At 32.1% G+C, this 673-nt stretch carries 1 pseudogene; it reads left to right on the top strand.

The window, feature by feature from the left end:
- Positions 1-129 precede the first annotated feature (129 nt).
- A pseudogene (locus tag AYJ08_RS07355) lies at positions 130-673 on the top strand (helix-turn-helix domain-containing protein); the annotation flags it as partial.

Below are 673 nucleotides of genomic sequence, written 5' to 3'. Positions count from 1 at the left end.
CTAGGAAGCCCTAGAGGGTCAATTTTATTTTCCATAAAAAATGAAACACCTTACCTGGAAATGCAGCACAAGTTATCAAAAATATTTTTTGCAGGAAGTGTAAGATGAATATCCAAGAGGTGTTGACGAATGGATTACTTCGAAAGAATACAAGATTCCATTGAATTCATCGAAATGAATCTACAAGAGGAATTAAAAATTAGTGAAATTGCCTCGAAATCTTGTTTTTCCGCGTTTCATTTCCAACGGATGTTTCAAGCTATTACAGGTTTTTCTGTACAGGAGTATATAAGAAGCAGAAGACTTTCAGAAGCTGCAGTATTACTGAAGGAAACGCAAAAGAACATATTGGAAATAGCGTTAATTTTTCAATATGGTTCCCAGGAAGCATTTACCCGAGCATTTGTAAATTGTTTTGGATTGACCCCAGCTAAATATAGAAGAGGGGTAACTATTATAAAACAACAAAAAAAAATGAACTTTTTGGATTACAAAATGAAGACGAGAGGTGATCTAGTTATGAATAAACCTGAAATTGTTGTTTTAAATAAAAAACATATTATTGGTTATGAGTACAAAACGAATTTAAATCATGAACAATATTTTAAGGAAATTCCTACATTCTATACCCTACTATGTCATTTGGTATATCGACAAATTTTCATGATGAAGG

Origin of the sequence: Brevibacillus sp. SKDU10 (assembly GCF_001645205.1) — a bacterium.
GTDB lineage: Bacteria > Bacillota > Bacilli > Brevibacillales > Brevibacillaceae > Brevibacillus_B > Brevibacillus_B halotolerans.
The sequence above is the reverse complement of the archived record's forward strand: the minus strand, read 5'-3'. Positions and strand labels throughout refer to the sequence as shown.